The following is a 25,883-nucleotide window of genomic DNA, read 5'->3' on the forward strand; positions in this document are numbered from 1 at the left end:
GTATTTTAATACTTTTAAGTAACAATTTAATAAAAACAACTACCAATAAGAAACTTAAAAATTATGATTTTAACCACGACAAACTCAATAGAAGGCTCAAGAATAGTAGAATACAAAGGCATTGTAACCGGCATATCTTATAACTCAAGTTACTCGTATAAAGGTAATAACATGTCTTTTAAAGATATGTTTAAAATGTCTAAATACTACGAAGCATACGCAGCAGGATTAGAGCAAATAAAAGAAGAAGCCTTTCAAAAACTAAAAGAAAATGCAGACGCATTAAAAGCCAATGCAGTAGTAGGTATAAGTGTAGACGTAGAAGCCATAGCAAACTCTAATACATTAATGGTATCAGTAACAGGAACAGCCGTAAGCATTGTAAAAGAATAAAATAATTACAATAATACCAGACTAAAAGCAGTTATATACAAAAGAGTAATAACCAGAAGTAAAAATTTAAACATATAAACTGTAACAATTACAAAAGATAAGGCTCTTTACTTAAAACAATAAAAAATTAAGACATGAGAACTATAACATCTGTATTACTATTATTTATAACACTAACAGCTTTTGCACAAAACCCAAAAGAAAAAAAAGTAGGAGACTTTACAACAGTAAAAGTTTTCGATTTAATACATATAAGCTTAGTAAAGTCTAACGAAAACAAAGTTATTATTACAGGAGAAGACGTAGACGATGTAGAAATAGTTAATAAAAATGGAACCTTAAAAGTACGCATGCGTTTCGATAAAATATTTAACGGATCTGAAACCTTTGTAGCAGTACATTACACAAATTTAAAAGTTATAGATGGTAATGAAGGCGCTATAATAGTAGGAAACGAATTAATAGAACAAGACGAAATAGAACTAAAAGCACAAGAAGGAGCTGTACTAAAAATAGGCTTAAATGTAGATAAAGTTTCTATAAAAGCTATTACTGGAGGTGTTGTAGAAACTAGAGGAAAAGCAAATTCGCAATCTGTACTTATTAATACAGGAGGTATTTATGAAGGCAAAGCCTTCGAAACAAAAAACACAGAAGTAAAAATAAGAACAGGAGGAGAAGCAGAGGTAAACACAACAGATGTTGTAGATGCTAAAGTAACAGCAGGTGGCGATATTTATATTTACGGAAACCCAAATACAGTAACAAAAAAAACAACTTTAGGCGGACGTATTAAACGAGTAGATTAACACTATTTTTTTATAAAAAGTAAAAGCTACAGTAATATTACTGTAGCTTTTTTGTTTAATAGTAATTAATAAACTTGTAACTATTACTAGCAAATAAAGACTACTATTTTTAAATAATTTCTTTACTTTGTAGTAAATCCGTTTTACTTATATGTTCGATGATATTTTAGCAGCAATTCCTTTTGGTATTATATTAGCATTTACCATTGGTCCTGTGTTTTTTGTTTTACTAGAAACTAGTGCAACAAAAGGCTTTAGAAGCGCTATAATATTTGATGTAGGTGTAATTTTAGCAGATATTGTTTTTATTCTTCTAGCCTATTACAGTACTAATAACTTATTAGAAAAAGTAAAAGACGATCCTAACTTTTTAATATTTGGAGGCGTTTTGCTAATTGTTTACGGTATTATTTCTTTTATAAAAACCTCTAAATCTTTTAGAACCATAGTAAAAGAATACCATAAAGTAGAAATACAAAAAGACTATTGGAAACTCTTTGTAAAGGGCTTTTTACTTAATTTTATAAACATAGGCGTACTTATTGGTTGGTTAGGGTTTATTGTTATAGGAAACTCCATTACAACCTCTAAAAATGGTGTAGTTATTTTTATAAGTACTATGTTAGTAAGTTATTTTGTTGCAGATGTAATTAAAATATTGGCAGCCAAACGACTAAGAAATAAATTAACACCAAGACGCATTTTTAAAACTAAAAAAATAGTAGCTCTATTTATTTTAGGATTTGGAGTCTTACTACTTACTCAAGGTTTATTCCCAGAAGCTTACGAAAAAAACAAAGAAAAATTAGAGAAAATTAATCCTATAAAAAAGGCTAAGCATATTGAGTAAACCTAGAAAAAAAGCGCTTACTTTATCGCTAAGAATAGCATTATCTTCTGTTATTCTAGGTCTTTTATTTAAACTACATCACTGGCCTTATGGTAATGAAATAATTCTTATAGCTTGTATAGCATTAGTTATTTTATATAGTGTTCGTTTTGCACTTAAAAAAACTAAAGTAGTGTTAGATTATGTTAAGCTACTTTTAATAGTATTATGGGCTTTTAATTATATAAATAGTACATTACATTTTATAAATTTAAGTACTTTTTTAAATTATATGCTTCTTATTTTATTAGGCTATTGGTTTATAAATGAAGGTACAACCTATTTCTCTAAAAATAGAAAATTAAAAGACATTAAAGATTTAAAAACAGGCTATTATGTAGCTTGGATTATTACTATCATTCCTTTAATATTAGGTATTTTATTTAAAATTCAACACTGGCCATATGGAGCTTTATTAACTACAGTTGGTTTTTTATTTTTAAGTGTCATGATTTTGGTGGATTATTTTGTCACGGAATAGATATCAATTAAAATAATTTTAATGGCACCCACACATACCATATTTGCTGTTATTGTATTTATTGTATGTTATATAATAGCTTACACTATAAATATTAAATATAAGCTAAAACCTAAACCTAATAGGTACGAAAGTATAGATGGTTTAAGAGGGTTTTTAGGTGTTAGTGTATTTATTCATCATGCTAGTATATGGTACGTATTTGCTAAAACTGGAGCTTGGAAATTGCCAAAATCTAACCTCTATGTTCATTTGGGGCAAACGAGTGTCTCTTTATTTTTTATGATTTCCAGCTTTTTATTTATAAGTAAGCTATTAAACTCTAAAACAGCTTTTAATTGGAAACAATTTTACAAGTCAAGACTTTTAAGATTGGGTCCGTTATATTTATTCAGTCTATTACTACTACTTATATGTATTATGGAAATTAGTAATTGGAAAATAGTAGTAGAATTTAAAACATTTATAATTAGTATTTTAAAATGGTTAGGTTTTACCATATTTGGAGAACCAATACTAAACAATGTATACTACACACCGTATATAAATGGAGCAGTTTGGTCATTACCTTACGAGTGGTTATTGTATTTTAGTTTGCCAGTATTATCAATAATTATATCTAAAAAAAAGCCTTCAATAGTAATAATAATTATAAGTTTAGTATTCATTGTAGTGTTTAGTATTTATCATGGTTATGGCTACCATCACTTACTATCATTTATGGGAGGTGCAATAGCACCATTTATAAAAAAATACAGCAAAATAAAATTGAATTTTAATACGCTATTTTTTAGCATTTTAGTGCTATTCTGTTTCTTTTTAATAATTCAATTTAGTAGTTCGTATTCTATAATTTGTAAACTATTAATTACAATAGTATTTACTATAATCGCTCTAGGAAATAACCTTTTTGGTATTTTAAAAAATACTACATTAAAATTTTTAGGAGAAATAAGTTATAGTACTTACTTACTACATTGCATTATCCTTTTTGTAATTGGTTATTATATTATAGGTTTAGAAAAAATGAAAAGCTTTTCTGAAAACGAATATTGCTTACTTATATTTTTAATAGCACCGTTAGTAGTTTTAATTAGTTTCTTATCTTTTTATTGGATAGAAAAACCTTTTATGCAACTATCTAAGAAATTAAAAACAAAAACCTCCAAGTAATACTTGAAGGTTTTATTAGTTTAAAATTGTTGTGAGTATTTTACAGACTAACTCTCTTCCTCTCCAACATGTTCTCCTTGTGTGGTTACAGAACCAGTAGAAGCATTACCATAAACAGGTGTTTCATTTCTTAAAATGTCTAGAACTCTAGCAAAATTACTAGAAGTCATATAAGGTGTTTCTTGTCTTTTTCCTTGAAAAGTTGTAAAATAGAATTTACCTAAATCAATTTTTGGATCCCATAAAGCTTGGTAAGCTTTTAATTTTGTCCAACCCGTTGTACCTTGTGCATGATGTGCCATAATTATATGTTTTATTAATTAATAGTGATGCAAATGTACTATGGTATTATAATTATTTAACCAGTTGATATACTGTTTTTTAAAAGGGGTTTTTCCTAGAAAAAGAAAAATCGGATGGTTTTACCTAAAATAGCGAAGCTTATTTTAAAGTAAACATAACTTTTGATATTGATTGGTAGTACACCTTACCATCAATTTTTCATAAAAATTAGAGTATAAAAAAACCTCCAAGTAAACTTGAAGGTTTTTTAGAGGCGCCGAGCGGATTCGAACCGCTGTACAAGGTTTTGCAGACCTCTGCCTAGCCACTCGGCCACGGCGCCCTAAATTCCTGTGGAAACAGGAATCTCATTTATGTTTATCTAAACGAGTAGGCAAATGTAAAAAAAATTACGGTTTTACACTATTACTCGTTGTTTTTTCTTTTTCTATTTAATTCTATGGTTACCATTTGTACATCGCCACCAATAGGAGGATTAATTTTACTTACAGTAACCGTTGCTAAGCTAACTAATTTATCCTCAGTAAAAATACGATCTAAAATACGCTGTGCAACATGCTCTAAAAGAGCACTAGGAATAGCCATTTCTTCAACAACAATTTTATTTAAAAGAACATAATCTACAGTGTCGTTTAAGTTGTCTGTAGTAGCACTTTTCTGTAAATCGGCCTTAACCTTTACATCTACACGGTAATCGCTACCAATTTTAGTTTCTTCTTTTAAGCAACCATGATAAGCATATACACGTATATTTTCTACTTTTATAATTCCCATATGTTGAGTATTAATTTTTCTTTAAAATGTGGTCCAAAGAAAGCGTATCTTTATCAAAAGTCATAGCTAAAAATATTAAAAATACACTTCTTACAAAAACATGTTGTAAATCCCATATAGGCGATTGCAGTCCATGACCAAAGGTTACAATTAATAAAATTAAAGCTAACCCATAGTATGCCTGTTTCCTAAATAACCCTAGTAGAAGCAAAGCACCAAAAATAAGCTCTCCATAAGACGTAAAATAAGCAGAAAATTTTAAAATAAAAGTAGGCAGAAAAGTGGCTTCGAACGATTTAAAACCACCGTTGTAAATGGCTTCTACACCCATTTTAAAAACTTTACCAAAGCCTTGCCAAAAGAAAATAAGACCAGTAAGTAATCTTACAAAAAGTGTAATAAGTTTAATATCCATAATGAAAGTTAATTTATATAAAAATAGGTTTTATAATAAACTAGGTCGTAAAAAATAGACATATACAACATAAATAAGCTTATTTAACAAGCCTGTTTCTATAAAAAGATAGTATTTTGCTAAAAATACTTTTAATGAGTTTAGAACTTTCTATTGATTCTATTGTAGATATTTTAACACTAGCAACAGCATTAATGTTAGGCTTTTTATTTTTAACAGTAAAAACAGAAAATAAAAAAGCAAACCTTTTTTTAGGATTATTTTTATGGAGTTTAACAATAGAAGTATTAGGAGTATTAACTCAAAGTATTTCTGAAGATGTTTTTAATATTCCAATAACAGGATTGTTTACCATTCTGTTTTTATTTCTATACGTAAATCAAACCATTAATAATACTTTAAAAAAATGGTATCTATTATTATTTATTCCAGGTGTTGTAATAAACGGTATTAATTATTTAAATATAAATATTAATTTGCTAGAAATATTCGATTATATTTTTAACATATTTCTATTAGTTTATATATTAAACACATTAAAACAACATAAAAATAATATAAGCAATTATTACTCAGACTTAGAGCATAAAACACTCTCATGGATTAAAACCATAGTGTTTATTTATTTAGGTTTTCATGTTTTGTGGATTGTAGAAGACATAATAAGTTTTAAAAATGAAGACATTATAGAATACTTTGCAAGCTTATCTACAATTCTTACTTTTTTTATGGTGTATTGGATAGGGTATAATGGATTTTCCCAATCGGAAATATTTAAAAGCAAACTATTTATCCTTTCTAAAAAAGAAGATGACAATATAGAAGATAAAATAGATATACTTTACGAAGAAAGTAAAAAAGAATACATTAAAATAAAAACAAGAATAGAAACAGAAAAGCTATATACAAATAGGGCATTAAATTTGCGAAACCTTTCTGCTATTTTAGAAATCAAAGAAAAAGAACTATCAAAACTTATAAACGAACACTCTAAAACTAATTTTTATCAATTTATTAATGGTTTTAGAGTAGCAGAATTTAAAAAACTACTAGCATCGCCAAAAGCAAAGCAATTATCCATATTAGGCTTAGCAGAAGAAGCAGGATTTTCTTCTAAATCAACATTTTATACAGCATTTAAAGCAGTGGAAGGTATTACTCCAAAACAGTACGAAATGTCTTTAAAAACGTCCGAATAGAAGCAGCCGGACTCTTACAGTCGCATAATTCTTAGAGCAGGCCGTTATTTTGCTGTAAACACAGTATAAATAATTTTAAAAGCTCAAAAAAACTATGAAAAAAGTAAATTCATTTTTATTGATTGCAACATCAATAATCTCATTAAATTGTACCTCTTGCTCAAAAGACGATAGCCCTACAATACCAACCACACCAGTACAAATAAATTCTGGTAATGACCCTAATTTTACTATAGTTGCAAATTCCGATGCTGGTTACACAGCATTTAACAGAAAAGTTGAGGTTTTTGGCATTCCTATATATGCAGTAACTGCAGTTGAAGATACTAAACTGTTACATGCAGCTAACATAATGGCTCAATACTTAGATAATGATGAAAATGGTACAGTAGATAATTTGGCTGTTTTAACAGCTATGAAAGATAATAATGCCTTTTTATTTCTATGGAAAAATGAAAGTGATATAGAAAATATAGAACCACCAGCAGGAGCAGAGGGCCAAGATCTTGGAAATGACGAAACCATTCCAGTATGGCATACAAATGGACATACAGGGCAGTTTGATGCTTCTTTAGAAGAAGTATGGCACATAATTACACATGCCGGTTATGCAAGTGCCTATCCTACTGTTTTTGGAGAAGATGCAGGAACTTCATTAAGCAATGCAATGGATACAGCAAGAGGAGGAAACTTTACAACAATACCTAATCCATATCCAGAAGGAGCATGGTATACATACGATGATGCTACTTGCAATTATAATTGTATGACTACAGAATATATATACTGGGCAATGACCTCTATTTTAGGAGCACAAGAAAACCGATTAGGTGAAATTAGTCAAGAATGGGATTTAAATACAAACGCATTAGTACAAAGCACAGATACAGCAGTATACAGTTTATTAACAGATTCGCAATACAAGTTTCCAACAATATTACCAGACGGTACTTACAGACAATAAATTACTAAACAAGCTTTTTTTATAGTAAAAAAACAAGTAACTATAAAATATTAATAACAGTAACACTTCGTTGAAATAAATATAATACATCATTTCAATCTTTTAAAAGTATCATTCCATATAAATAAGTTGTTACCAATAACAACACAAGTTTCTACAGGAGAAGATGTACATATAAAAGCTGCTATAAATTATATATTACAACAAAAAAATACTATAAAAATAAGTTTTATAAAAACGAATATAGAACCCCTTATATTTACATTAAGCCTTTCTAGTTTATGGAAAGTTTTTTTCTATTTATATCTCGCTTTATTTCTATAAATTTGTGCTTTAATTCAATATAATGTCTGAAGAAACAAAATCGCTCAACTTTATAGAGCATATCATAGAAGAAGACTTAACGAACGGATTATCTAAAAACAACTTACGTTTTAGATTTCCACCAGAGCCTAATGGTTATTTACACATAGGCCATACTAAAGCTATAGGTATTAGTTTTGGTTTAGGAGAACGTTACAACGCACCAGTAAACCTTAGGTTTGATGATACTAACCCCTCTAAAGAAGAGCAGGAATATGTAGATGCTATAAAAGAGGATATTAATTGGTTAGGTTATCAGTGGGCAGAAGAATGTTACTCTTCAGATTATTTTCAAACCCTTTACGATTGGGCAATACAATTAATAAAAGAGGGAAAAGCCTATGTAGATTCGCAAACTAGCGAAGCTATGGCAGAACAAAAAGGAACACCAACACAACCAGGTGTAGATGGACCATATAGAAATAGAACAATTGAAGAAAATCTGGATTTATTTGAAAGAATGAAAAACGGAGAATTCAATGAAGGTGAGCATATTTTACGTGCAAAAATAAACATGCAACATCCAAACATGTTAATGCGAGACCCTATAATGTATCGTATTTTAAAAGCACATCATCACCGTACTGCAAACGATTGGTGTATTTATCCAATGTACGACTGGACACATGGAGAAAGTGATTATATAGAACAAATATCGCACTCATTATGTTCACTAGAATTTAAGCCACACAGGGAGCTTTACGATTGGTTTTTAGACCAAGTAGTAGTTACAGATAAGTTAAGACCTAAGCAACGAGAATTTGCTCGTTTAAACTTAAGTTATACTATAATGAGTAAACGTAAACTTTTAAAACTAGTAGAAGATGGTATTGTATCGGGGTGGGACGATCCAAGAATGCCTACAATATCTGGTTTACGCCGTAGAGGATACACACCAGCATCTATTAGAAAATTTGTAGAAACAGTAGGAGTAGCTAAGCGTGAAAATGTTATAGAAGTTTCTCTACTAGAATTTTGTGTACGCGAAGACTTAAATAAAAAAGCAGCACGAGTAATGGCTGTTTTAAACCCAATAAAACTAGTAATTACAAATTATCCAGAAGATAAAGAAGAGTGGTTTGAAGCAGAAAATAATCCAGAAGATGTAAATGCAGGTTCTAGAAAAGTACCATTCTCTAAAACCTTATTTATAGAAAGAGAAGACTTTAAAGAAGAAGCCGGTAATAAATTCTTTAGACTAACATTAGGAAAAGAAGTAAGACTTAAAAATGCTTACATAATAAAAGGAGAAAGTGTTGTAAAAGATGATCAAGGAAATATTACTGAAATTCATTGTACATACGATCCAGAAACTCTAAGCGGTAGTGGTACAGAAGCAAGTTTAAGAAAAGTAAAAGGAACCCTACATTGGGTATCTAAACAACATGCTATTAAAGCTGAGGTTAGGGAGTATGATCGTTTATTTAGCGATGAAGCTCCAGACAGTCATGGAGATAAGAGTTTTATGGAATTTATAAATCCAAACTCTTTAAAAGTTATAGAAGCCTTTATAGAACCAAGTTTAACAACTGCTAAGGTAGGAGAGCAATTTCAGTTTCAAAGAATAGGATACTTTAACGTAGATAAGGATACAACCAAAAACCATTTAGTATTTAATAAAACAGTAGGATTAAAAGATTCTTGGGCTAAAGTAAAACCAAAAGAAAATAATAATAATAATCAAAAACCACAACAACAGCAATCGCAACGTAAAGCGATAGATGTTATAAAACAATTAGGTAAAAAGTACACTAATTTACCAGAAGAAAAGCAGCAAAAGGTAAAAGCAGAAATTCTTGAGTTAGCAAAAAATGTAAATTATGATGAACTAGAACCTTTATTTGACACAGCTGTTAAAAAAGTTGGAACACGTATAGCGGTTATGCTTACTTTAAGTATTTTATTAAAAAACGGACTTAATAAAAACGATGCTATAAATGCATTTATAACAAAAGCACTAGAAGATAAAAACGAACTATTAGTATTAGAAGCTAAAGCTATATAAATAAGCTTATTACATAAATTAAAAACCTTAAAAGAGATTTCTTTTAAGGTTTTTTTGTACATTGAAAAGACTAACTTAATACAATCTTAAATTATGGAACCTAATATTTATGCCATTATAGTTGCAGCCATAGTGCCAATTATAATAGGGTTTGTATGGTACAACCCAAAAGTTTTTGGAAATGCTTGGATGAAAGCTTCTGGATTAACAGAAGAACAATTAAAAGGAGGAAATATGCTTGTTATTTTTGGAGTTACATTAGTATTATCTTTTTTATTAGCATTTTTTGCGCAAACATTAGTAATTCATCAAATTGGAGCATTTGGAATGATAGGAGGGAAACCTGAAGACTTAGAAGCAACCTCTTCTTATTTCGCTTTTATGGAAGAATATAAAGATGCCTTCAGAACTTATAAACATGGAGCATTTCATGGTGTTTTAGCAGGAGTATTTTTATTTTTCCCAGTAATAGCAATTAATGCATTATTTGAACGAAGAAGCTGGAAATATATATTTATTAATTCTGGTTATTGGATTGTTTCTTTAGCTGCAATGGGAGCAATTGTATGTGGTTGGGCATAGTGTAAAGTTGCTTAATTATTATTAAAATAGCTATTTAAAAGTCTTAAATTTTGTATTATTAATGTAATATAAAGTTATATTGTAAGACTTTTAAGTAGCTTCTTTTTTTATTTACTGTAATTGATAGACTTTAAAATTTATAAAACAACAAAAGCACTACCCGATTCTTGGGATGCTTTACCTACTAAAGATATTTTTTTAAAACGCTCATTTTTAAGTGCTTTAGAATTATCATCACCTAAAAATATCTTTCCATATTATTTAGGCATTTTTAAAAAAGAAAAGCTAGTAGGCATAGCTATTATACAACGTGTAGAAATGTATTTAGATGATATTTTTAGAAATACATCATCTAATAGCTTTAAGCAGTTAGCAAAACGTGTAGTTTCAAAAATTGTTAGAGGGAATGCTTTAGTTATAGGAAATTTAATGCACACAGGGCAACATAGCTTATTTTTTATAGAAGAAGAGATATCATATCAAGACTATCTTAAAACAATTTTTAAAGCCTTAAAAACACTACAAAAACAAATAAAAGAAGATTATAATAAGAAAGTAAGAATTATAGCTTTTAAAGATTATTTTGAAACAGATCCTATTCATAAACAAGTAGAATTATTTAAAACAAATAAATTATATAAAGTACAAGTACAACCAAATATGCTATTACCAATTAAAGCAGATTGGGAAACAGCAGAACACTTAATAGCATCCTATACCAAAAAGTATAAAAAACGTTATAAAACAGCTAGAAAAAAGAGCAATGGAATTGAGCGTACAGAGTTAAGTATAGATGCAATTAAGCAGTACGAAAAAGAACTATATGTGCTGTATAAAAATGTTTCAGATAATGCAAGAGTGAATTCTTTTGTTTTATCTAAAAACCATTTTTACACTTTAAAAAAAGAGTTGAAATCTAATTTTAAAGTTTTCGGCTATTTTTTAAACGATGAAATAGTTGGTTTTTATACCCTTATTTTAAATTATAATACATTAGAAACATACTTTTTAGGATACAATAAAATAATACAACAGAAGCATCAAATGTATTTAAACATGCTGTACGATATGGCTTGTTTTGCAATAGAATATAAATTTAAAACTATTGTATATGCTAGAACAGCAATGGAAATAAAAAGCTCAGTAGGAGCTAAGCCCAATACAATGCATATTTACATGAAACATACTAATAACTTTATAGCTAATACAGTTTTAAAATTTATAGTTAAGTATTTAAACCCAGTTAGAAAATGGACAGAAAGAAATCCTTTTAAATAAAAAAACAGTTTTAAAATTAATTTTAAAACTGTTTTTTTATCAAGTTTAAAGCATACACCTATTCTTTACTTAATTTTTTATTTTTTTTAGCTTCTTTCATAGCCTCTCCAATTTCATTACTAGCAGAAAAACTAGCAACCATGTCATTTAGCATATTACTTCCAGCTTGTGGTGAATTAGGTAGTAAAATTAAATTACTATTAGTCTCTCCACCTATAGATTGTAAAGTATCGTAGTGTTGTGTTACTACTATTAAAGCAGAAGCTTCTTGAGAGTTAATACCAACTTTATTTAATACTTCTACAGATTCCTCTAATCCACGTGCAATTTCACGACGTTGATCTGCAATACCTTGTCCTTGTAAACGTTTACTTTCTGCTTCAGCTTTTGCCTTTTCTACAATTAAAATACGTTGTGCATCTCCTTCAAATTGTGCAGCAACTTTTTCACGCTCTGCAGCATTAATTCTATTCATAGCTTCTTTTACTTGTTGATCTGGATCAATATCGGTAACTAAAGTTTTTATAATATCATAACCATATTCCATCATCGCTTCATTAAGCTCAGATTTTACTGCAATTGCAATATCATCTTTTTTAACAAAAACATCATCTAATTTCATTTTTGGTACTTCAGCACGAACAACATCAAATACATAAGAAGTAATTTGATCATGAGGATAATCTAGTTTATAAAAAGCATCATACACCTTATCTTTTATTACTTTGTATTGTACAGAAACTTTTAAACGAACAAAAACATCATCTAAAGTTTTTGTTTCAATAATAACATCTAGCTGTTGAATTTTCAAGCTTAATCGACCAGCTATGCGGTCTACTAATGGGATTTTTAATTGTAAACCAGATTGACGAATACTTAAAAACCGACCAAAACGTTCTATAATTACTGCTGTTTGTTGTTTTACAATGAAAAATGCGGATATAAATAGAAGTAATCCGAAAATAGATAATACAATTAATAATACAGGCATAATACTTTTTTTAAATGATTAGAAAATAATTGAATACTAAATTAAGTTATATTTGCGCAAAAATCCCTTAAATTTAATATGAAAAAAATACAATTTATCTTATTAGTAGTACTAACACTAGGTTTTGTTACAAATTCTTTTGCACAACGTAAAAGTTATGATATAAAAAATGGATTTGGCCTGTCTGGTGGGATTACACAATATGAGATAATTACAGATAACTTTAAAACAACTAAAGGAGAAGGTTGGATAGGTGGGATGTCTGCTACCGTATCTCTTCCTCATAGATGGTACGGCGTTAGTTATGGTATGCAATTATCTGAAAATAAGTTTGGTATAATGGGGCGTACTAATCCTGTAGATGTTACACAACAAGAAATAGAGTATAAAATATTTAAAGCACAATTAGTATTTTTATTCCACATAAAATTAGTAGACGATTTTGTTACACTAGATGCAGGACCAGTATTACAATATAATAGTAAACTAGAACTTGTAGATAAGTCTCAAGAAAATTATTTTATATCTGGTTATAATAATTTGAAAGCAGAAGACATATCAGATATTTCAAATGTAAACTTTAATGGAGCGATAGGTTTAAGTGCAGGTTTTAGTCATTTTAGAGTAAAAGCACAATATATTTATGGCTTTACTAATATCTTTAGTAAATTAAATAGTCAAGACCTTAATATTGGTGATAATAATGCCAAATTTAAAGGGACACAATCTATGATTGCCCTTACTGCAATGATAACATTTTAACCATAAAACCATAAAAAATATAAGGTAAAGTAGGGTTTTGTTGCCTAATGTTGTTTATATTAAAGAATTAATTAATATAAAAAACAACTAAAATGAAACAAAAACTACTATTATTGTTTGCTTTATTTTTTAGTATTTCACAGTTTACATCTGCTCAAATGAGTAAACAAGATGTAGCTTTGAATTGGCTAACTAAAAATAAAGACATGTTAGGCGTTCAGCCAACACACGATTTCGAAATGCTGTTTAGCAGAGCTGGTTTATCTGGAGAAACCTTCCGTTATTATCAAATGTTAAATGGAGTACAAGTATTTGGTGCAGAAGTTACAATTCACGTCTCTAATAATGACGAGGTTACATATCATGCTAGTTCTTATGATAGAACAATAGCTGCTATAAATACAGTACCTTCTCTTACTGTAAATGAAGCCTTAGAATTGGCTAAAACTAATTTAAATGTAGCATCTTCAGATGTTATAGATAATACAAATAAACTTTACGTTTATAATAAGCAAGGAGAAACAAAACTAGTTTACAGAGTTTATATTCAAGCTTATTCTAAAACAGGAGCTTGGGAAGTTATGGTAGATGCACAAACAGGAGCTATTTTAAGTTCTAAAGATGTTGCTATTTACTACAAGCACGATCACGATAAGGATAAAAAGAAAGGGAAAAATAAAAAAGAAGCAAAAACTAATTCTGAAGCAGCAGTAATGGCAACAGGAGCAGGTTTTGTTTTTGAGACAGACCCTTTAACAGCTACAACAAGTGCTTACGGAGGTCAATATGTAGACGGAAACGACGCTACAAACGCTGCTTTAGATGCAGCTAGAACTTCAGTTACATTATTAGATATAGAATTTGCTGGAGGAAATTATACACTAAAAGGGCCTTACACACAAATTGCTGAGTTAGACTCACCTAACAAAGGTTTATTTGTACAAGCATCTAACAACTTTGAGTTTAATAGATTTGAAGATGGTTTTGAAGCTGTAAACGTTTATTACCATACAGATAAAAGTATGCGTTACATTAATAACGATTTAGGAATTTCTTTAGCACCACCACAAAATGGAGGCGTAATTCGTTTTGATCCACATGGAGCAGGAGGAGCAGATAACTCTTTTTATACATCAGGAACTTTAGTTTTTGGTGAAGGATGTGTTGACGATGGAGAAGATGCAGATGTTATTTTACACGAATTAGGACATGGATTACACGATTGGATTACTAATGGAGGATTATCTCAAGTAAACGGTTTAAGTGAAGGATCTGGAGACTACTGGGCAAACTCTTACAAGAGAAGTTTAGGACAATGGTCATCTACAGATGCTGCTTACAACTGGGTATTTGGTTGGGATGGACACAATACTTGTTGGCCAGGAAGATCAACAGTTTACACTGCACAATATCCAGGAGGTTTAGTAGGTCAAATCCATACAGATGGACAAATGTGGGCAACTACATTAATGGAAATTTGGGAAGACATAGGTCGTGAAAAAACTGATAAAGCATTTTTAGAAGGTTTAGGTATGACAAACGGTAGTACTAACCAAGAGCAAGCAGCAATAGCTGTTAGACAAGCAGCAATAGATATGGGAACTGCTGGAGGTTATACTTGTGCAGATATACAAGCTATGACAGATAGATTTACAGCACAAGGTTATAATTTACCTGCATATACTTGTACTTTAAGTGTAGATGAATTTGCAACTAGCAACATTTCTATTTACCCTAACCCAACAAATGGTATGATTACATTAAAGAACATTACACAAGAGTATGATGTTAATGTATATAACATGTTAGGACAAAGTATGAAACAACAATCTGTAAATAGCTCATCTAATACAATAGATGTTACTAACCTTTCTACAGGAACGTATTTTATTAAATTTAAAGGATACGATAAAGTATTAAAATTTATAAAACTATAATGTTTTAATACAGATTAAACATAAAAAAAGCGACCATTAGGTCGCTTTTTTGTTTTATATACTTTAAAAAAAGTTTATAATATACCAATTACTTTTTCTAAACGTTTAATGGTTTCATCTTTGCCTATCATATACATAATATCAAAAACATCGGGTCCCTGTAAAGCACCTACTAAAGCTAATCGTAAAGGCATCATTACTTTACCAAAACCAATGTCGTTTCCAGTTATCCAACCTTTTACTTCTTTTTGAAGCGTTTCTACTTCAAAATCAGAAATATTTGAGACTATAGATATTACAGATGTTAAGATCTCTTTAGTACCATCTTTAAAAGCTTTTTTAGAGGCTTTTTCATCGTAGTTTTCTGGAGCAACAAAGAAATAACTGCTTAATTGCCAAAAGTCGCTTACAAAGGTTGCTCGTTCTTTAATTAAATCAACAACCATAGCAATGTAATTAACATCAATATCGGTTAATTCAGAATACTTAGCTTTGAAAGCTTCAGCTAAAGCTTCATTATTTTGCTCTTGCATATAGTGGTGATTAAACCATTTTATTTTATCTGGATCAAAACGAGCACCAGCTTTATTTACACGATCTAAATCGAAAGCAGAAATTAATTCTTCTAGGCTAAAAAGTTCTTGCTCAGTGCCTGGGTTCCAACCTAAAAAGGCTAAAAAATTAACTACTGCATCTGCAAAATAACCTTCTTCCTTATAACCCGTTGAAATAGCACTTTCTTTAGGATCTTTCCACTCTAAAGGAAACACAGGAAAGCCTAATTTATCACCATCACGTTTGCTTAATTTACCTTTTCCTGTAGGTTTTAAAATTAATGGTAAGTGTGCAAATTCTGGAGCTTCCCAGCCAAAAGCAGTATATAATTGTATATGTAAAGCTAAAGAAGGCAACCATTCCTCTCCACGGATTACATGAGAAATTTCCATTAAGTGGTCGTCTACAATATTAGCTAAATGATAAGTCGGCATACCATCGCTTTTAAATAAAACCTTATCATCTAAAACATTAGTGTCGATTTTTATATCTCCTCTAATTATATCTTTTAGATGTAGTACTTCATCTTGAGGAGATTTAAAACGAATAACATAATGATCTCCAGCCTCTAATTTAGCTTTAGTTTCTTCTGTAGAAAGAGATAATGAGTTATTTAATTTTAATCTATTATGCCAGTTATAAATAAATGTTTTACCATTAGATTCATGGTCTTTTCTATGAAAATCTAATTCATCTGCAGTATCAAAAGCATAATATGCATTACCAGAAGCAATTAATTTATCTGCATATTGTTTATATAAATGTTTACGCTCACTTTGTCTGTATGGACCAAAAGTTTCATTTTTTCCAGGACCTTCATCAAAAGGAATATTACACCAGTTTAACGCATTAATTATATAACTTTCTGCACCCTCAACATAACGATTTTGATCTGTATCTTCTATTCTTAAAACAAAAGTACCATTATGTTTTTTAGCAAATAAATAGTTGAATAGTGCTGTACGTACACCACCAATATGTAAAGGTCCAGTTGGACTTGGTGCAAAACGCACCCTAACATTTTTAGACATTATCTGTGTTTTTAATAACAGCAAAGATACTTTGATAAGACTAAAGATGAAAGGTGAAACAGACTTGATTTATAAAAACAGGTTAAGTTTTTAATCTATAATCATGGATTTAGGAATTCGTTTATTCATTACGTAAAACCAAAGTGGCGGAATTAAAGCTAAAACCATAGCTGTTGGGTAACCACAAGGCATTTGTGGACTCTCGTCATGACAGTCTAAAATTTTACAATGAAAAAGTTTATCAAATTTTAAAATACACTTCTTTTTTATCTACTCTTTTAATAGAAAATTGATTGGATTAGTTAAGGAGATACATAACGTTTGCCTATTTACAGGCCATATACCTAGTTACTGTTGGCAGTATCTCAATCTTCAATTACTGACCAATCATCAACCCATGCTACTTCATATTTTATGATTTTTTTATCTGATTTTTTTTCAATAATATATATATTATTAAACGGATTATATCTTAAAATATTTTTGGCTTTTTTTTCATTCATGTATTTTAAATTCACAAGTTTAATATTATCTAAACTTTTTATTGAACAGGTATCTTTAAAACTTTTTGTTCTGTGTGATGTAAAAGTTTCATTGCAAATTCTAAAATATATATATTCTGCATTAAAGTCTTTTCTAAACTTATTTAAGTTTAGAGAGTTACCTAAACCATCTTCAATAATACATTTTTCTTTACTCTGGCTATTGAATAATAGATAAACAGATTCTTTTTCTCTACTTTGCGAATAAGAGGATATAGATGATAGTATAAAAAATATGATTATTAGGTTTTTCATTATACCTAAAAATAAAATAAAACCTTTAAATATTAAAATACTTAAAGGTTTTATTAAAAAGGTATATTAAAACTTATTGCTTAATAAATTTTATAGAATGGCTTTTATTTGTTTTAGTTTTAACATGTAATATATATAGACTTGCATTTAAATTAGAAACATCTATTTTATTTTCACTAATAGTATTGCTCTGTATTTTTTTACCTAATAAATCGTAAATTTCATAGGACTCTATAGTTTCTTGGGTATTTATGTTTAAAATACTCCCTACAGGATTTGGATAAATAGATAAAGAGTTCTCTATAGTATTTATATTTTCAGCTCCATCAAAAGATTTAAATAAAGCCTTTATATGTTCTTTAACCTCTGTTGTAAATACGGTATCTAAATTACTGTCTGAGTTTTTAAAACCGTTTAAGGTTAGTTGATAAGACCAAGCCTCATCATAACAACTATCGCAACAAGATGGAACATACATACCAATAACATACAATTTATTGTTTTCAAAAGTATAATTAGGAAACGTTGTGGTTAAATCCCAAGTTGGGTTTGCCGATGTTGGTAATTGGCTGCTAAAACCACCTATATTACTAGACCACGAAAACGAATTTGGAGCCATATTTACAAAATCTATTGGCGCATTAAAAGGGAATGATGCCAACTCGTAAACGAACCAATAATACTTGTTATCATCATCATTATTAAAGCAAGAACCTTCAGTAAGCAAAGCATCATCCACGATATCTATTGTATTTATAGAACCAGTTATTTGCTGTGGATTCCCTTGATTTTGGATAGTTAAACTTAAGTTTTGATCTAATTTTTGTTGTACAGAAATATCATCTATAGCTAAGTCATTTCCATCACCCAAACCATCTTCTTTTAAAAGAATTTTAATGGTAGTTACATCACTTTCCCCTGTAAAGCATTCAGTAATCTGTAACCAATCGCAAGGATTTGTAGGATCTGTATTTATTTTTTCCCAACCGTAAAGTTGTCCATTAATTTCAAACTGAATTTCTGGTAAAATATCAAAAGTACACTGCGGCATATTTTTAAAATTTGCACAAAGCTTGTAATTTTTTTCAGGATCTGTATTTATTGTTTGTTCCCATACCGTAGCAAAAGTTCCTGCAGACTGTGTAGTCTTTCCGTTAACCAATAAAAATTGACTATTATTTGCATATTGTGTAGAATCTGAACAAAAAGAGTGATCGTTTATAGTAGCTCCAAAAAGTGTTGCATTATTATCTATGTTGTAAGCTCCAGGAAATAATGATGCATCATTAGTATAATCGCTAGAAAAACTTGTATTAGTAGACTCAAAATTTCCATTATCTACTAAATTCTCTCCTTCGCAGCAGTATGCACCTTGGTTATTTGGAGCTAAAGTTATACAAATATCGTCTATGGTTAAATTTACTTGACAACCATCGGAAACTTGTTTAAAAGGGTAAACCCACAATTGCGAGTAGTTTGCTGTAGGAGTAAATGTAGTCGTTATACTGGTCCAGTTGTTTAATGAAGCAGATGCTGGTTGGTTTAGTATAATATCACCTGTAGGTGTAGCTGTCACTGCACCTGCATTATTTGTTGCAACTATAAACACTTGAGAATTAGTAGCTATGTTTTCTGTGCAATCAGCATTAACACCATCAGTTTTTATTCTAAAGGAAATAGTATAAGTTGTATTTGCTGTAAAGTTAATACTACCAGCAATAGACTCTCCGCCACCTGCATGCGACCATAGCCATGCATAAGCATTAGTAGGGTAGCCATGTAAAGATGGAGAGCCACTAGATCTAACCCAGTTAGTTACACAGTTGCTTTGAAATGCAGAATCCCCACCGCAAGTTGCTGTACTGAAATCTCCATTTGTTAATAAATTGTTTGGACAATTATTATCTTGTCCTTGAGTTGTAATTACAGACATTATCAATGCCAGATAAAAGAATAGTTGATTTTTTCTCATGATTAAATTAATTAAATAACGCCTACTTTATTGTTTTGGCTGTTCGGCTTATACCATTTTTACAGCAGGCAAAGTTATCTTGGAACTTAATTTTTATACGCAGTGTATTCCTCCTTTTTAAAGCGTTATGAGGTCAATTTTATTTAGGTTATTTAACCCTGCTGTTTAAAAAGTTGTTAAAAAGTAAAACCTTAAAAATCAAAATCGTATTTTAGAGAGTTAAAAACTAGAAATTTTGAATAGCTTTAAAAACATACAAAGTAAACTAGAACAGTTTATTAAAAAATACTATACCAATGAGCTTATAAAAGGCGCTATTTTATTTTTTAGTATTGGGTTACTCTATTTCCTAATTACACTACTTGTAGAATCTGCACTTTGGTTAAACACTACAGCAAGAACCATTTTATTTTGGTTGTTTGTAGCTGTAGAGATCGGTTTATTTTACAAATTTATTGCTATTCCATTAGCAAAACTATTCAAACTAAAAAAAGGAATAAATTATGAAGATGCTTCAAAACTAATAGGAAATCATTTTCCAGAAGTAAACGATAAATTGCTTAATGTACTCCAGTTAAATGCAGAAGAATCTAACTCAGAGTTACTTGCAGCAAGTATAGACCAGAAATCTGCAGAATTAACACCAATTCCGTTTAAATTAGCCATTAATTTTAAGAAGAATGCTAAATATTTAAAATATGCTGCTATACCAGTACTCATTATTATTATAACAGCAGTTTTTGGTAAAATGAATTGGTTTAGTGATAGTTACCAACGTGTAATAAATTACCAAACAGCTTATGAGCCACCAGCACCATTTCAATTTTTTGTAATAAATGAAAACTTACAAGCTCTAGAAAACAAAGAATTTAGATTAATAGTAAAAACAGCAGGAGAAGTAGTACCAGAAAACGCCCAAATAACATTTAATAATGAAACCTATTTTTTACAGCAACGAGGCGCTGGAACATTCGAGTATGTTTTTGAGCAGCCAAAAAAGGACATTACATTTAAACTTTCTGCAAATAATGTAACCTCTAAACCTTACACGTTGAGTGTTGTAGAAGTGCCAACTTTGTTAAGTTTTGAAATGCTACTAGATTACCCAAGTTACACCAAAAAGCGAGATGAAGTTTTAAAAAGTACAGGGAGTGCAGTTGTTCCACATGGAACAAACATTACATGGAAACTAAAAACAAAAGCAACAGACAAAGTTTATTTATATTCTAAAGATACAATAGTATTTAATAATGAATCTAAAGACGATTTTAAAGCGTCTAAGCGCGTTTATAATAATTTAGATTATAGTCTTAGCACAAGTAATAAAAACCTTAAAGACTACGAGAATTTAGCGTTTAATATATCGGTAATAAGAGACGAATACCCAGAATTAAGCTTAAAAACTAAAATAGACTCGCTCGATCAACAATCACTATATTTTTTCGGACAAGTAAATGACGACTATGGATTATCTAAATTACAGTTAGTCTATTACCCAAGTGATAACGATACAAACAAACAATACCAACCAATAGAAATTTCTAAAGCTACTTTTTCAGAATTTATAAGTGCCTTTCCAAATGACTTAGATATAAAAGAAGGCATTGCTTACGATTTGTATTTTGAAGTATTTGACAATGACGCTGTAGGAAAAAATAAAAGCACAAAGAGTACAGTATTTACATACAGAAAAAGAACCAAAGAAGAAGAGGAGCAAAAACAACTACAAGAACAAAATGAAACCATTCAAGATTTAAATAAATCTTTGGAAAAATTCGACAAACAACAAAAAGAATTAGAAGAACTCTCTAAAACACAAAAAGAAAAATCAGAATTAAATTTTAACGATAAAAAGAAATTTGAAAACTTTTTAAAGCGTCAGAAACAACAAGAAGAAATGATGCAGAAGTTTAACAAGAAGTTAAAAGATAACCTTGAAGAATTTCAGAAAGAAAACAAAGAAGAAGATCAATTTAAAGAAGATTTAAAAGAACGCTTAAAAGAAAACGAAGAGCAACTTAAAAAGGATGAAAAACTATTAAAAGAACTAGAAAAGCTTACCGAAAAAATAAACAAAGAAGAATTAGCTCAAAAACTTGAAAAATTAGCAAAGCAAAATAAAAATCAAAAAAGAAGCTTAGAGCAAATGCTTGAACTTACTAAACGTTATTACGTAAGTAAGAAAATGGAGAAAATAGGAAATGAGTTAGATAAGCTAGCAAAGCAACAAGACTCGTTAGCACAAAAAACACCAAAAGAAAACACTAAAGAAAAGCAAGACGAGCTTAATAAAAAGTTTGAAGACATACAGAAACAACTTAAGGCATTAGATAAAGAAAACAAGTCGTTAAAAAAGCCTATGAAGTTGCCAAGAAACGAAAATAATGAAGACACAATAAAGCAAGAACAACAAAAAGCATCTGAAGCATTAGAGCAAAAAGAACAAGCACAAGACCAGCAAGAACAAGACAAAAAAAATGCAGAGGCAAAAAAGAGTCAAAAGAAGGCCGCTCAAAAAATGAAAGAAATGAGCCAAAAAATGCAATTGCAAATGAGTGCAGGAGGAGCAGGAGGAGACGAAGCATTGCAAGAAGATATAGAAACATTAAGGCAAATATTAGATAACTTGGTTGTATTCTCTTTCGATGAAGAAGCCATAATGAATCAATTTAAAAGCATAGAAGTAAACCATAACGAGTACGCACAATATTTAAGAAAACAAAAAGAATTACGTTCGCATTTTGAGCATATAGACGATAGTCTTTTTGCATTATCATTAAGACAACCAAAAATATCTGAACAAGTAAACAAGGAAATATCCGAAGTTTATTTTAATGTAGATAAAGCCATGGCGCAGCTAGCAGAAAATAATATATATCAAGGTGTAGCCGCACAGCAATATGCAGTAACATCAGCAAATAACTTGGCCGACTTTTTAAGTAATACAATGGATAATATGCAAGACCAAATGGGAATGCCATCGCCTGGACAAGGACAAGGAGATGTCCCTTTGCCAGATATTATTATGAGCCAAGAACAGCTTAATGAAATGATGAAAGAAGGCATGAAAAAGAGCAACGAAGGCAACCCGCAAGAAGGAGAAGGAGACAAACCCGGAGGCAAACCTGGAGAAGAAGGAGAGAAGCAAGGCAAAGGGGAAAAAGAAGGTAAAGATGGAGAAGAAGGAAAAAAGGGAAAAGGAAAAAAAGGCAAGAACGGTAAAGGAAAAGATGGTAAAGAAGGCGAAAATGGAAACAGTAATGGAGAAGGTAAAGGAGGTAAGCAAGAAGGCTCAGATGGATTTAATGAAGATATAAACGGAGAACTTTATAAAATTTACCAGCAGCAACAGCAAATACGAATGGCGCTAGAAGAAAAACTATTACAAGATAAATTGAATGGTAAAGGTGTAGGCGGAGATGCCAAAAAACTACTTAAAGAAATGGAAGATGTAGAACTAGATTTAATAAATAAAGGGTTTACAAATGAAACATTATCTAAAATGATTAATCTACAACACCAATTACTAAAACTAGAAAAAGCAACATTTCAACAAGGGCAAGATACCAAGCGAAAATCTACAACCAATAAAAAAGAATACAGTAACACAACACGAAATCAAATCCCAAAAGCAAAAGAATATTTTAATACTACCGAAATTTTGAACAAGCAAACACTACCTTTGCAGCAAGTTTATAAAAAGAAAGTACAAGACTATTTTAAGCAGAATAATGATTAGCTTTAATTACGAAAACAAATTTACGTTACCAAACGAAGAGAAAATATCTAAATGGATATCTAATGTAATAGCATCCGAAAATTATAGAGAGCAAGAAATAAATTACGTATTCTGTGACGATGAGTATTTACACAAATTAAATGTAGAATTCTTAAAACATGATACCCTTACAGATATTATAAGTTTTGATTATTCTGTAGGAAAAGAACTACAAGGGGATATTTTTATTTCTACAGAAAGAGTAGCGGATAATGCTAAAGATTTTGATAATTCTTTTGAAGAAGAACTACATCGTGTTATCGTTCATGGCGTATTACACTACTGTGGATATAAAGATAAAACTGAAGCAGAAGCAGAAGAGATGAGAACAAAGGAAAATTTCTACCTTAACGTCTTAAAAGAGAATTAACTAATTCGACGTATATTTGCAAATTCTAAAACGTGAAACAAAAACGTTCCACGTGGAACAATGGAGTTTGTGTATAACAAAACCCTAATTAAATATTTAAAATTATAAAACAATAGCGTGTCTAATACAAATTAAACACGCTGTTGTAAAATCATAATAGTTATGTTTAACGAAGTATATGATGTAATAGTTGTAGGAGCAGGACACGCAGGAAGTGAAGCCGCAGCTGCAGCCGCAAACATGGGAAGTAAAACATTGTTGATTACAATGAATCTTCAAAACATTGCGCAGATGTCTTGCAACCCAGCAATGGGAGGAATAGCAAAAGGACAAATTGTAAGAGAAATAGATGCGTTAGGAGGCTACTCAGGAATTGTAAGTGATACGTCTGCTATACAATTTAAAATGCTTAACAAATCTAAAGGACCAGCAATGTGGAGTCCTAGGGTGCAAAGCGATAGAATGCGATTTGCTGAAGACTGGAGATTACTTTTAGAACAAACTAAAAACTTAGATTTCTATCAAGAAATGGTTGCTGGGCTTATCGTTGAAAACGGAAAAGTAACAGGAGTAAAAACCTCTCTTGGAATAGAAGTAAAAGCAAAAACAGTAGTACTTACAAATGGCACCTTTTTAAACGGCTTAATACATATTGGAGATAAAAACTTTGGTGGCGGTAGAGCAGGAGAAAAAGCAGCAACGGGAATTACTGAGCAGTTAGTAGATTTAGGCTTCGAATCAGGAAGAATGAAAACAGGAACGCCACCAAGAGTAGATGGTCGGTCTTTAGATTATTCTAAAATGATAGAGCAACCAGGAGACGTTACACCAGAAAAATTTTCGTATTTAGATATAACCAAACCATTAAAAAAACAACGCTCGTGTTACATGACTTACACAAGCGAAACGGTTCATGATTTGTTAAGAGAAGGTTTTGATCGTTCGCCAATGTTTAATGGTAGAATTAAAAGTTTAGGACCAAGATATTGCCCATCTATAGAAGATAAAATAAATAGGTTTGCAGATAAAGATAGACATCAATTATTTGTAGAGCCAGAAGGCTGGAATACGGTTGAAGTTTATGTAAACGGATTCTCTACATCGCTTCCAGAAGATGTTCAATTTAAAGCGATGCGTTCTGTAGCCGGGTTCGAAAATGTAAAATTCTTTAGACCAGGATATGCAATAGAGTACGATTATTTTCCGCCAACACAATTAAAGCATACACTAGAAACTAAACTAGTAGAAGGTTTGTTTTTTGCTGGGCAGATTAACGGTACAACAGGGTACGAAGAAGCAGCATCTCAAGGATTAATGGCTGGAATAAATGCAGCTTTAAAAGTACAAGAAAGAGAAGCATTTATATTACAGCGTAACGAAGCTTATATAGGTGTTTTAATAGACGATTTAATTACAAAAGGTACAGAAGAACCATATAGAATGTTTACGTCGCGGGCAGAGTATAGAACACTGCTTAGACAAGATAATGCAGATTTTAGGCTAACACCAAAAGGATACAATTTAGGATTAGCTAGTGAAAATCGTTTGCGAAGAATGGAAAAAAAGCAAGCGCAATCTGAGCAATTTGTAAAGTTCTTTAAGGATACAAGCGTTAAGCCAGAAGAAGCAAATCCTGTTTTAGAAGCTAAAGGATCAGCAACAGTTAAACAGCAAGGAAAAATGTTTAAGCTATTTGCAAGACCAAACATAGAGATGGAAGATGTGCGTAAATTTAAAGCCGTTGAAGATTATATAACAGAACATAATTTGGATAGGGAAGTGTTAGAGCAAACAGAAATTCAAGTAAAATATTCTGGATATATAGATAAAGAAAAGAACAACGCTGATAAATTAACTCGCTTAGAAAATATAAAAATCCCGCCAAATTTCGATTACTCAAAACTGAAATCTATGAGTTTAGAAGCAAGAGAAAAACTAAATAAAATTCAACCCGTGACCATTTCTCAAGCCTCAAGAGTAAGTGGAGTTTCACCAAGTGATATTTCTGTGCTTTTGGTTTTTATGGGAAGATAATTACTGGATAAAATTTAAATTTAGCAGT

At 30.4% G+C, this 25,883-nt stretch carries 22 protein-coding genes and 1 tRNA gene; 15 read left to right on the top strand and 8 right to left on the bottom strand.

Features of this window, described 5'->3' with window-relative positions; all coding sequences use genetic code 11:
* The first annotated feature begins 63 nt into the window (after window positions 1–63).
* From ACVC08_RS17060 to ACVC08_RS17080, 5 genes are all read left to right on the top strand, one after another.
* The gene (locus ACVC08_RS17060) at window positions 64–393 is read left to right on the top strand and encodes a YbjQ family protein (RefSeq protein WP_452599000.1); all 330 of its coding nucleotides are present in this window, start codon (window positions 64–66) and stop codon (window positions 391–393) included.
* 134 nt (window positions 394–527) lie between these two features.
* A complete protein-coding gene (locus ACVC08_RS17065; RefSeq protein WP_452599001.1) occupies window positions 528–1,202 on the top strand; it encodes a head GIN domain-containing protein in 675 nt (224 codons plus the stop codon).
* A 151-nt stretch (window positions 1,203–1,353) separates the two neighbouring features.
* Window positions 1,354–2,052 (top strand): LysE family translocator, encoded by a 699-nt coding sequence (locus ACVC08_RS17070; RefSeq protein ID WP_452599002.1) that lies wholly within the window; start codon window positions 1,354–1,356, stop codon window positions 2,050–2,052.
* Window positions 2,045–2,572, top strand: coding sequence for a GldL-related protein (locus tag ACVC08_RS17075; RefSeq protein WP_452602954.1), 528 nt, complete (start codon window positions 2,045–2,047; stop codon window positions 2,570–2,572). The genes ACVC08_RS17070 and ACVC08_RS17075 overlap by 8 nt, the downstream gene beginning before the upstream one ends.
* Before the next feature lie 21 nt (window positions 2,573–2,593).
* The gene (locus ACVC08_RS17080) at window positions 2,594–3,745 is read left to right on the top strand and encodes an acyltransferase family protein (RefSeq protein ID WP_452602955.1); all 1,152 of its coding nucleotides are present in this window, start codon (window positions 2,594–2,596) and stop codon (window positions 3,743–3,745) included.
* 47 nt (window positions 3,746–3,792) lie between these two features.
* On the opposite strand, the gene ACVC08_RS17085 is transcribed toward ACVC08_RS17080, so the two are convergent.
* The 4 genes from ACVC08_RS17085 to ACVC08_RS17100 all read right to left on the bottom strand — a co-directional run bounded on the left by ACVC08_RS17085 (window position 3,793) and on the right by ACVC08_RS17100 (window position 5,237).
* A complete protein-coding gene (locus tag ACVC08_RS17085; RefSeq protein ID WP_452602956.1) occupies window positions 3,793–4,047 on the bottom strand; it encodes a hypothetical protein in 255 nt (84 codons plus the stop codon).
* A 252-nt stretch (window positions 4,048–4,299) separates the two neighbouring features.
* Window positions 4,300–4,370: transfer RNA gene (locus ACVC08_RS17090), tRNA-Cys, on the bottom strand.
* A gap of 83 nt (window positions 4,371–4,453) precedes the next feature.
* The gene (gene folB / locus ACVC08_RS17095) at window positions 4,454–4,822 is read right to left on the bottom strand and encodes a dihydroneopterin aldolase (RefSeq protein WP_452602957.1); all 369 of its coding nucleotides are present in this window, start codon (window positions 4,820–4,822) and stop codon (window positions 4,454–4,456) included.
* 10 nt (window positions 4,823–4,832) lie between these two features.
* On the bottom strand, window positions 4,833–5,237 hold the full coding sequence (locus ACVC08_RS17100) for a DoxX family membrane protein (protein WP_452602958.1): 405 nt from the start codon (window positions 5,235–5,237) through the stop codon (window positions 4,833–4,835).
* 134 nt (window positions 5,238–5,371) lie between these two features.
* Here ACVC08_RS17100 and ACVC08_RS17105 point away from each other — a divergent pair, with 134 nt between their 5' ends.
* The 5 genes from ACVC08_RS17105 to ACVC08_RS17125 all read left to right on the top strand — a co-directional run bounded on the left by ACVC08_RS17105 (window position 5,372) and on the right by ACVC08_RS17125 (window position 11,628).
* Window positions 5,372–6,436, top strand: a complete 1,065-nt coding sequence (locus ACVC08_RS17105) for a helix-turn-helix domain-containing protein (RefSeq protein WP_452602959.1) — start codon at window positions 5,372–5,374, stop codon at window positions 6,434–6,436.
* 94 nt (window positions 6,437–6,530) lie between these two features.
* Entirely contained in the window at window positions 6,531–7,400 is an 870-nt protein-coding gene (locus ACVC08_RS17110) for a hypothetical protein (protein WP_452602960.1), read from the top strand.
* 346 nt (window positions 7,401–7,746) lie between these two features.
* A complete protein-coding gene (locus ACVC08_RS17115; RefSeq protein ID WP_452602961.1) occupies window positions 7,747–9,768 on the top strand; it encodes a glutamine--tRNA ligase/YqeY domain fusion protein in 2,022 nt (673 codons plus the stop codon).
* Window positions 9,769–9,861: 93 nt separating this feature from the next.
* Window positions 9,862–10,350, top strand: a complete 489-nt coding sequence (locus tag ACVC08_RS17120; protein WP_452602962.1) for a DUF1761 domain-containing protein — start codon at window positions 9,862–9,864, stop codon at window positions 10,348–10,350.
* A 120-nt stretch (window positions 10,351–10,470) separates the two neighbouring features.
* Window positions 10,471–11,628, top strand: a complete 1,158-nt coding sequence (locus ACVC08_RS17125; RefSeq protein ID WP_452602963.1) for a GNAT family N-acetyltransferase — start codon at window positions 10,471–10,473, stop codon at window positions 11,626–11,628.
* Between the two features lie 58 nt (window positions 11,629–11,686).
* On the opposite strand, the gene ACVC08_RS17130 is transcribed toward ACVC08_RS17125, so the two are convergent.
* On the bottom strand, window positions 11,687–12,619 hold the full coding sequence (locus ACVC08_RS17130; protein WP_452599017.1) for an SPFH domain-containing protein: 933 nt from the start codon (window positions 12,617–12,619) through the stop codon (window positions 11,687–11,689).
* Window positions 12,620–12,697: 78 nt separating this feature from the next.
* On the opposite strand from ACVC08_RS17130, the gene ACVC08_RS17135 reads away from it, so the two are divergent.
* Together ACVC08_RS17135 and ACVC08_RS17140 are read left to right on the top strand one after the other, a co-directional pair.
* Entirely contained in the window at window positions 12,698–13,381 is a 684-nt protein-coding gene (locus ACVC08_RS17135; protein ID WP_452602964.1) for a hypothetical protein, read from the top strand.
* Window positions 13,382–13,473: 92 nt separating this feature from the next.
* Window positions 13,474–15,318 carry a T9SS type A sorting domain-containing protein gene (locus tag ACVC08_RS17140; protein WP_452602965.1) on the top strand — a complete coding sequence of 615 codons (1,845 nt, stop codon included), beginning with the start codon at window positions 13,474–13,476 and terminating at the stop codon, window positions 15,316–15,318.
* Window positions 15,319–15,392: 74 nt separating this feature from the next.
* Here ACVC08_RS17140 and gltX read toward each other — a convergent pair whose 3' ends face one another.
* The 3 genes from gltX to ACVC08_RS17155 all read right to left on the bottom strand — a co-directional run bounded on the left by gltX (window position 15,393) and on the right by ACVC08_RS17155 (window position 19,634).
* Complete coding sequence (gltX, locus tag ACVC08_RS17145) at window positions 15,393–16,904, bottom strand: glutamate--tRNA ligase (RefSeq protein ID WP_452602966.1); 1,512 nt, start codon at window positions 16,902–16,904, stop codon at window positions 15,393–15,395.
* Between the two features lie 365 nt (window positions 16,905–17,269).
* Window positions 17,270–17,701: a hypothetical protein gene (locus tag ACVC08_RS17150; RefSeq protein WP_452602967.1), complete on the bottom strand. Its 432-nt coding sequence runs from the start codon at window positions 17,699–17,701 to the stop codon at window positions 17,270–17,272.
* A 73-nt stretch (window positions 17,702–17,774) separates the two neighbouring features.
* Entirely contained in the window at window positions 17,775–19,634 is a 1,860-nt protein-coding gene (locus ACVC08_RS17155) for a T9SS type A sorting domain-containing protein (RefSeq protein WP_452602968.1), read from the bottom strand.
* 274 nt (window positions 19,635–19,908) lie between these two features.
* On the opposite strand from ACVC08_RS17155, the gene ACVC08_RS17160 reads away from it, so the two are divergent.
* The 3 genes from ACVC08_RS17160 to mnmG all read left to right on the top strand — a co-directional run bounded on the left by ACVC08_RS17160 (window position 19,909) and on the right by mnmG (window position 25,855).
* Window positions 19,909–23,412, top strand: coding sequence for a DUF4175 family protein (locus tag ACVC08_RS17160; protein ID WP_452602969.1), 3,504 nt, complete (start codon window positions 19,909–19,911; stop codon window positions 23,410–23,412).
* Entirely contained in the window at window positions 23,405–23,821 is a 417-nt protein-coding gene (ybeY, locus tag ACVC08_RS17165) for an rRNA maturation RNase YbeY (protein WP_452602970.1), read from the top strand. Before ACVC08_RS17160 ends, ybeY begins: the two co-directional genes overlap by 8 nt.
* A gap of 162 nt (window positions 23,822–23,983) precedes the next feature.
* Window positions 23,984–25,855: a tRNA uridine-5-carboxymethylaminomethyl(34) synthesis enzyme MnmG gene (mnmG, locus tag ACVC08_RS17170; RefSeq protein ID WP_452602971.1), complete on the top strand. Its 1,872-nt coding sequence runs from the start codon at window positions 23,984–23,986 to the stop codon at window positions 25,853–25,855.
* The last annotated feature ends 28 nt before the right edge of the window (window positions 25,856–25,883 follow it).

This window comes from Pontimicrobium sp. MEBiC06410 (assembly GCF_053601615.1).